Origin of the sequence: Ideonella sp. B508-1, from assembly GCF_000333615.1 — a bacterium.
GTDB lineage: Bacteria > Pseudomonadota > Gammaproteobacteria > Burkholderiales > Burkholderiaceae_C > Ideonella.
The window spans coordinates 1-540 of the sequence record NZ_BADL01000138.1 but is presented as its reverse complement, the minus strand read 5'-3'; the positions used below and the strand labels follow the sequence as shown (position 1 = coordinate 540).

Below are 540 nucleotides of genomic sequence, written 5' to 3'. Positions count from 1 at the left end.
GTGGCCGCGCAGCCGGTTAACGCCACCTTGGCCATGCTCCTGCTGCTGTCCCTCGGCATGCCGCCTTCCCGGCCGTACCCGTTCACCATGTTCACCCCGCCCGGGGGCAACACATCCGCCAGCAACTCAGCCTATACCAGGATACTGACTCGGGCTGGATCTCGGCACGGCTTAATCACCACTGCACTTGCCGGTGCCCAGAGCGGACGCCAACTTCCTGGCCGCCATCCTCAACCGGATGTTCCACGAGATGATCTGTGCGACCACGCCCACGGGACTCCTGCAACTGAGTACGCGATCGTGTTTTCCTCAATACTCCTCACCGAGCCTTCCTGGCTACAGCCGCGGCCCACCAAGTAGGCCACGTGGTCGGACGACACCAGTATGTCCACGTTCAACATTTCCCCCTTCGTCTTGCCGATGTCCACCAACTCGGCGTACGCCAACTTCTCCAGGTTCTGGTCCATGCCGTAGGCGATCTTCAGTGGGATGTTGGCACGCTCGGCCTGCGGCCTGTCAACCCAATTGGCGGCAGCATCA

At 61.9% G+C, this 540-nt stretch carries 2 protein-coding genes; both read right to left on the bottom strand.

Annotated elements, in window-relative coordinates:
• Positions 1 to 171 precede the first annotated feature (171 nt).
• A complete protein-coding gene (locus I73_RS34810; protein ID WP_148289706.1) occupies positions 172 to 267 on the bottom strand; it encodes a hypothetical protein in 96 nt (31 codons plus the stop codon).
• On the bottom strand, positions 231 to 540 hold a 310-nt coding region (locus I73_RS30755; RefSeq protein ID WP_148289705.1), incomplete at its 5' end, for an aldehyde dehydrogenase family protein. The genes I73_RS34810 and I73_RS30755, both read right to left, overlap by 37 nt.